The organism is Moorena sp. SIO3I6 (genome assembly GCF_010672095.1).
Genome location: NZ_JAAHHU010000275.1, coordinates 1 through 6,299, shown reverse-complemented (window position 1 = coordinate 6,299; position 6,299 = coordinate 1). Strand labels below are relative to the sequence as shown.

At 45.2% G+C, this 6,299-nt stretch carries 9 protein-coding genes and 1 pseudogene; all 10 read left to right on the top strand.

All coding sequences use genetic code 11. The features are described 5' to 3' along the window. Window positions 1-227: 227 nt before the first annotated feature. A pseudogene (locus tag F6K49_RS33875) lies at window positions 228-1,148 on the top strand (reverse transcriptase domain-containing protein); the annotation flags it as partial. Window positions 1,149-1,232: 84 nt separating this feature from the next. Further along, window positions 1,233-1,853, top strand: coding sequence for a group II intron maturase-specific domain-containing protein (locus tag F6K49_RS33870; protein ID WP_365940616.1), 621 nt, complete (start codon window positions 1,233-1,235; stop codon window positions 1,851-1,853). 145 nt (window positions 1,854-1,998) lie between these two features. Continuing rightward, on the top strand, window positions 1,999-2,844 hold the full coding sequence (locus F6K49_RS53750; protein WP_365940619.1) for a reverse transcriptase domain-containing protein: 846 nt from the start codon (window positions 1,999-2,001) through the stop codon (window positions 2,842-2,844). Continuing rightward, window positions 2,810-3,454 (top strand): group II intron maturase-specific domain-containing protein, encoded by a 645-nt coding sequence (locus tag F6K49_RS53745; protein ID WP_365940620.1) that lies wholly within the window; start codon window positions 2,810-2,812, stop codon window positions 3,452-3,454. Before F6K49_RS53750 ends, F6K49_RS53745 begins: the two co-directional genes overlap by 35 nt. A 182-nt stretch (window positions 3,455-3,636) precedes the next feature. After that, window positions 3,637-4,032, top strand: a complete 396-nt coding sequence (locus tag F6K49_RS33860) for a transposase (protein ID WP_293103691.1) — start codon at window positions 3,637-3,639, stop codon at window positions 4,030-4,032. A 444-nt stretch (window positions 4,033-4,476) separates the two neighbouring features. Next, window positions 4,477-4,686 (top strand): hypothetical protein, encoded by a 210-nt coding sequence (locus tag F6K49_RS33855; RefSeq protein WP_293030310.1) that lies wholly within the window; start codon window positions 4,477-4,479, stop codon window positions 4,684-4,686. An 87-nt stretch (window positions 4,687-4,773) separates the two neighbouring features. After that, a complete protein-coding gene (locus F6K49_RS33850) occupies window positions 4,774-4,986 on the top strand; it encodes a hypothetical protein (protein ID WP_293030307.1) in 213 nt (70 codons plus the stop codon). 127 nt (window positions 4,987-5,113) lie between these two features. Next, the gene (locus F6K49_RS33845) at window positions 5,114-5,365 is read left to right on the top strand and encodes a hypothetical protein (RefSeq protein ID WP_293030304.1); all 252 of its coding nucleotides are present in this window, start codon (window positions 5,114-5,116) and stop codon (window positions 5,363-5,365) included. 77 nt (window positions 5,366-5,442) lie between these two features. Then, on the top strand, window positions 5,443-5,634 hold the full coding sequence (locus F6K49_RS33840; protein WP_293030301.1) for a hypothetical protein: 192 nt from the start codon (window positions 5,443-5,445) through the stop codon (window positions 5,632-5,634). A gap of 29 nt (window positions 5,635-5,663) precedes the next feature. Then, window positions 5,664-6,062, top strand: coding sequence for a transposase (locus tag F6K49_RS33835; RefSeq protein WP_293030298.1), 399 nt, complete (start codon window positions 5,664-5,666; stop codon window positions 6,060-6,062). The last annotated feature ends 237 nt before the right edge of the window (window positions 6,063-6,299 follow it).

The following is a 6,299-nucleotide window of genomic DNA, read 5'->3' as shown; positions in this document are numbered from 1 at the left end:
TTCTTCATGGCAAAAAGAAAACCAAGCAGAAGGCTTGAAGTAAGGCTTGAGCCGGATGATGGGTAACTGTCAAGTCCGGTTCTTAGGGGAGGGGAGTAGAGTAATCTACAAACCTTACCCGACTTCACGTCCGGTTCTGGAGACGAGTCAGCTGTGAGGTGACTCCCTGGCTTAGTTTAATGGAAACTGGCTGCGGGTATTCAGAGGTACACAAACCAATGGAGAGTATGGGTAGACACACATCGAATAGATTTAGTGACCTATGGAAGGGACAAAAGTGGAAGAAACTCCGCCAAAACCTATTCCGCCTACAGAAGCGCGTGTATAAAGCAGTTCGAGCTGGTGACTTGAAGAAAGCTAGGTCATTACAGAAACTGATACTGAAATCCCGTTCAGCGCAACTCTTGGCCGTCCGTCAAGTAACACAGCTAAATAAGGGGAAGAAAACGGCTGGAATTGATGGCAAGTCGAGCCTCAATTATCAAGAACGCATGGAATTGGTGGAGACACTGAACGACTATGGGAATGACTGGAAACATAGCCGACTTCGTGAAATTCCAATCCCTAAAAAGAATGGGAAAGTAAGAGTGTTAAAGATACCAACCATAGCCGACCGTGCATGGCAATGCCTAACTAAATTCGCCCTAGAACCAGCCCACGAGGCCACGTTCAATGCCCGTAGCTACGGGTTTAGGACAGGCAGATGTGCGCAAGACGCACAAAAATGCCTATTCCTCAACCTAAGGTCTACAAGTAACGGTATAAACAAGCGAATCATAGAACTAGACATCAAAAAATGCTTTGACCGCATCTCCCACAGTTCCATTATGGATAGATTGCTAGCTCCTGCATGTCTGAAACAGGGGATTTTTAGATGTTTAAAAGCAGGCATCAATCCAGAATTCCCGGAACAAGGAACACCCCAAGGCGGTGTGGTTAGTCCTCTACTAGCAAATGTGGCACTAGACGGAATTGAGAACATACATACCAGCATCCGGTACGCGGATGACATGGTAATAATCCTCAAGCCTAAAGACGACGCTGAGAAGATTTTGAATAAAATCAAGATGTTCTTGAAAGAGCGAGGAATGGAAGTCAGTGAAGAAAAGACTAAGCTGACCAAAACGATAGACGGATTTGACTTCCTATGAAGTTACCGTAAGAATAAAGAAGCCTTTACAGGCGACAGACTATGCAAAAAAGGGTTAAAAATTATTAATTAAGGCTTCTTTATTCTAAGGTTTCGTCTCCTGGGCTGGAATTTCAGAGTCCAGAAAAACGGAAAATTCCGATGCATTCCCTCAGAGGAAAACCACCGGAATATACGTAAGAAGATTAAAACCGTAGTCAACAACTCGAACTATGGTGCCAAAGTAAAAGCCACAAAGTTAGCTCCCATCATTCGCGGATGGCGTAACTACCATAGCAACTGCGATATGAGTAGCAGCAGGGATAAACTCTGGTTCATGAGACTAACCGCAAACCGGAAATTCCGCAAAGAAAAGAAGGTTAACCGGCACAAAGCTAATGAATTGTGCGATAGAGGATTCCCAAAGGTAAGTTACAAGCAGAACCAACACGTGAATGTAAAGGGGACTAAGTCACCTTATGACGGTGACCTAGTCTATTGGAGTAAGAGAAACTCAAGACTCTACTCCGATGCTACTTCTGATGCATTGAAAAGGCAAAACCATTCCTGCGGATTCTGTGGATTGAAACTCTTAGAAGACGAATCTGTACATCTTCATCACATCGATGGAAACCACGACAATTGGTCTAAAAAGAACACATTAGCAGTTCATCGTAGCTGCCATCAACAGATACACTGGAGCAAGCCGAAAGGCCGGTCATAGACCGAGTTTACCCAGGAGCTGGGTGAGGTGAAAGTCTCACGCCCAGTTCTGAAGCGGAGGTGCTCCCCTTAATAGGGGACATCGACCGTAACAAGGACAAAACTGGAAACAACTCCGGAAGAATCTTTTCCGCCTACAAAGAAGAGTGTATAAAGCGGTTCAAGCTGGTGACCTGAGGAAAGCAAGGTCTCTACAAAAACTGATTTTGAAATCCCGTTCGGCACAGCTTTTGGCCATCCGTCAAGTGACACAACTAAATCAGGGTAAAAAGACAGCCGGGATTGACGGCAAAACAGCCCTCAAATACCGGGAGCGATTCGAGTTACTTAAAATGCTAGGCTCCAGTGCGGAAAATTGGACGCACCAAGGGTTAAGGGAAATCCCAATACCTAAGAAAAACGGGGGTACGAGAATGCTGAAAGTACCGACAATCACGGACAGAGCATGGCAATGTTTAGCAAAGTACGCCCTCGAACCAGCCCACGAAGCTACCTTTCACGCCCGGAGTTACGGGTTTAGGACTGGACGCAGTGCCCATGATGCCCAACAATACATTTTCAAAAACCTCAATTCAAAATGTAACGGCATCACCAAAAGGGTAATTGAACTAGACATCAAAAAGTGCTTTGGCCGTAGGCCACGCTTCGCGAACGACAGAATCTCCCACAAGTCCATCATGGATAGGTTAATTGCACCAGCAAGTTTGAAGACTGGGATATTCCGCTGCCTCAAAGCCGGAATTGACCTGGAATTTCCTGAGCAAGGAACCCCACAGGGAGGAGTTGTCAGTCCACTGCTCGCCAACATAGCACTTAACGGAATAGAGGCAATACACCCCTCCGTTCGATACGCGGACGACATGGTGATATTCCTAAAGCCAAAGGAAAACGCGGAAAAGGTACTGAAAAGAATCAAAACCTTCCTAGCAGAAAGAGGGATGGAAATAAGCGCGCCGATTGACCAAGATAACCAAAACGACAGACGGATTTGACTTCCTGGGCTGGTTTTTCCGAGTCCAGCATGACGGAAGATTCAAGAGTTACCCTTCAAAAGAGAACCTCAAGAAATTTCTAAAGAAGGTAAAAACCGTGGCCAACAGCTCGAATTATGGTGCAGAAGTCAAAGCCCAAAAATTAGCACCAATCGTACGGGGTTGGAGGAACTACCACAGATACTGCTGCATGGAAGACTCTCCATATGACCTATACTTCCCGGCAAAAACTGCTGAAAGAAAATTCAGAAAGCAGAAATCAATAAACCGGTACAAATCCAAAAGGTTAGTAAAGATAGCCTTCCCCACAGTATCGTGGAAAGAAAACGACCACACAATGGTTAGAGGAATTAAGTCCCCCTATGACGGAGACTTAATCTACTGGAGTCATAGAAACTCTGCTTTATATGATAATGCTACTGCAAAGGCTTTGAAGAAACAAAACCATTCCTGTGGACATTGCGGACTGAAATTCATTGATGGAGAAAGGGTTCACCTTCACCACATTGATAGAAATCACGACAATTGGAAGCCCAAAAACCTAATGGCTGTCCATCAAAGTTGTCACCAATATATCCATGGGGGCAAAGCGAAAGCTAAGGATGTCTAGGAGCTGGATGAGGGGAAACCTTCACGTCCAGATCTGAAGGAGAGGTGCCCTGGGTAATACCAGGCATCGACTCTAATAAGTTTTAACCCTTTTACCCATAGCCTGTCGCCCATAAAGGCGACCCTATCTAAGGTTTCGTCTCCGGACAGGAAAACCAGCACATGACAATCGTTCCATCATTAATGGGATTCTCACCGATCTTGAGAACAGGCGCACCCATAAGAGATTTACCTCCGGATTACGGAATTCACAGTACAGTCTCGAGTCGGTTCTACCGATGGCGAAAAGCTGGTATTTGGGATCAAATTTGGGCAGGTCTTCAACAAAAAGCTGATGCCGAAGGGCTGATTGATTGGGAAGTCCATTTTGCCGACAGTACCTTAGTCAGAGCACATCAACATGCGGCGGTAGCATTTGGGGGCAAGAAAACCAAGCTAAGCGGCGTAGTAAGGGAGGTTTTTCTACAAAAGTCCACAAAGCGAGCTGAAGGATTTGGAAAACCAATGGTTTTTGTCCTAACATCAGGTGAACGTCATGACACCATTGCTTTTGATGACTTACTGACTGGAGGAAAGTAAGCGCGAATTGGACGAGGAAGACCAAAAAGTCGATTTCGCTACTTTAATGGTGATAAAGCTTACAGTAGTCAAGCGATTAGAGAAAAACTGCGTTTTCTTTGAAGTTACCGTAAGGATAGTGGAGCCTTTACAGTTTAAGGGTTATGCAGAAAAGGATTAAAAATTATTAATTAAGGCTCCACTAACAATCAGGTTTCAATTCTAGGGAGCAACCCCTGTTATTCCCCCCGAAAAGCAATGAGAGAAAACGAGAACGCTTCAATCGTGGTCTGTATAGAGAACGAAATCGAGTCGAACGACTTATTAATCGCCTATAGCTTAATCGACGAATTGCAACTCGTTATGAGAAATATGGTAACTTCTCAATAACCGCTGTCGGGTGAAAGAGATAGGTATTGACTTGGCCCCCTTGTCAAGAGTGCATAAATCTGGTTAAACAAAGGTATGCCTAAAAACTCTGTGCAAGTAAAAAATGAACAACTCACCGACCTTCATGAGGTCGAGGAGCTGCGTGCGCTTGTCAGGCAACAAGCTGAAACGATAGCGGAACTGGCCAAGCACAATCAAGAGTTAAGCAAGCGCATCCGTGAATTGGAGGAAGAGTTACTAGCTAAAAAGAAACTAAATAAAAAGCCTCAACGAGCGTGCGAGTAACCGTGGGTGTAGAGAAGCAGCTAGAACTTAAGCAAAGGAAAGGTAAACGTCCGCGCCTCAGCCAAACGCAGTAAGAAAGATAGCTTCGTGGTGGACACCGAATGGAAAATAGAACCCTCTCAACTGCCAGAAGGGGCAAAATTTAATGGATACCGAGAATATTTGTTCCACGAACTTCGCATAGAAAGAAATAACATCCGCTTCTTTTTAGCCGAATATGTGTTACCAGAGGTCGGGGTAATCAGTGGTCAATTACCGCGCCTCGTATCAGCAATTCTGGACATTATGGCCCGCAACTAGTGGGATATATCTTGCACCAGTACTATCACAATCGAGTGACGCAACCAAAGATTCATGAGCAGCTACTGGAATGGGGTATCGAGATATCGGTCGGTCAAATCAATTCATACCGAGCGCGCAAATATAGATGTGTTTCACACTCTCTCAGGCATCGGTTTTAGGGGCAGGATTAAAATTCTCAGAGTATGTTCACACCGATGATACCGGAGCACAACACAGTGGGAAGAACGGGTATTGCACGGTGATTGGCAATGAATGGTTTACTTTCTTTGCGAGCACCCCCCGCAAGACTCGACGCAACTTCTTATCCGTATTACAAGGCAATGCCCCGATTTATGTACTCAATCAGGATGCCCACCAATATGCACGCTTCCTATAAGTTAGCCGACAAGCATATGAACCGATTGAGCTTTGGTTCAACGGTTCTAGGAAATAACCCTGAGCAATGGCAGGACTATGCGCGAGTCGATTGGCATTGTGCAGACCAAAGTCGCAGAGAGGGTCACCGAAGCCGCTCTGCTGGGTGGATTAATCGAGAGTGGCATTAACCGAAAATTGCTGATTCTCTCAGATGGAGCCAGACAGTTCAATATTCTCATTCATGGGTTGTGTTGGGTTCATGGTGAACGAATCATTCGCATGCTTTGAGGGGAGTACCGCTGAGTTTCGAGAGAACATTGAGGAAGTCCAAACCCTTCTATGGGAGTACTACCAACAGCTTAATTGCCTATCAAGATCACCCGAGTGCCGAGCAAAAGCAGTACCTATCTGCTCGCTTTGATGAAATCTTTGGTCGGTGTTATCTGCACCACCCCACTCTGAGCAACGCATTGAACCAATTTAGACAAAACAAGGAGCAATTGCTTCGGGTGCTCGACAAACCCAATATCCCTTTGCACAATAATGCTGCCGAATCTGACATCAGAGAATTTGTGACCCGTCGAAAAATCAGTGGTGGCACTCGCTCTGAGGCCGGACGAAAAGCCAGAGATACCATGATTGGTCTGAAAAAGACAATCGCGCAAATTAGGGATTTGTTTTTGGGCGTATTTACTGTCCCGCTTGCGAGGGGATGACAAAATCCCCTAGCAGGGCGACAGAGGTAGGGGAAAGGTATATGTAGCATAAGATACAGCAATCAGACCTAAAAAAAGATAGGTCAAATATAGCAAAGCCGACCTATTATTGGGACTTTAGCGCAAATTATAAACAAAAATCGTGCTACTCTATATAGAGTATGCTTTTTAGGTTCGTATTCTTCTCCACTCAATCCGATGAAAGAAACCGTTTCCACAGCAATGCCCCCCTGCTTT

Bases quoted from the DNA above. Each gene is read 5' to 3' on its own strand.
- F6K49_RS33860 (WP_293103691.1), top strand. From the start codon at position 3,637: ATGGGATTCTCACCGATCTTGAGAACAGGCGCACCCATAAGAGATTTA.
- F6K49_RS33855 (WP_293030310.1), top strand. From the start codon at position 4,477: ATGCCTAAAAACTCTGTGCAAGTAAAAAATGAACAACTCACCGACCTT.
- F6K49_RS33845 (WP_293030304.1), top strand. From the start codon at position 5,114: ATGTGTTTCACACTCTCTCAGGCATCGGTTTTAGGGGCAGGATTAAAA.
- F6K49_RS33840 (WP_293030301.1), top strand. From the start codon at position 5,443: ATGCGCGAGTCGATTGGCATTGTGCAGACCAAAGTCGCAGAGAGGGTC.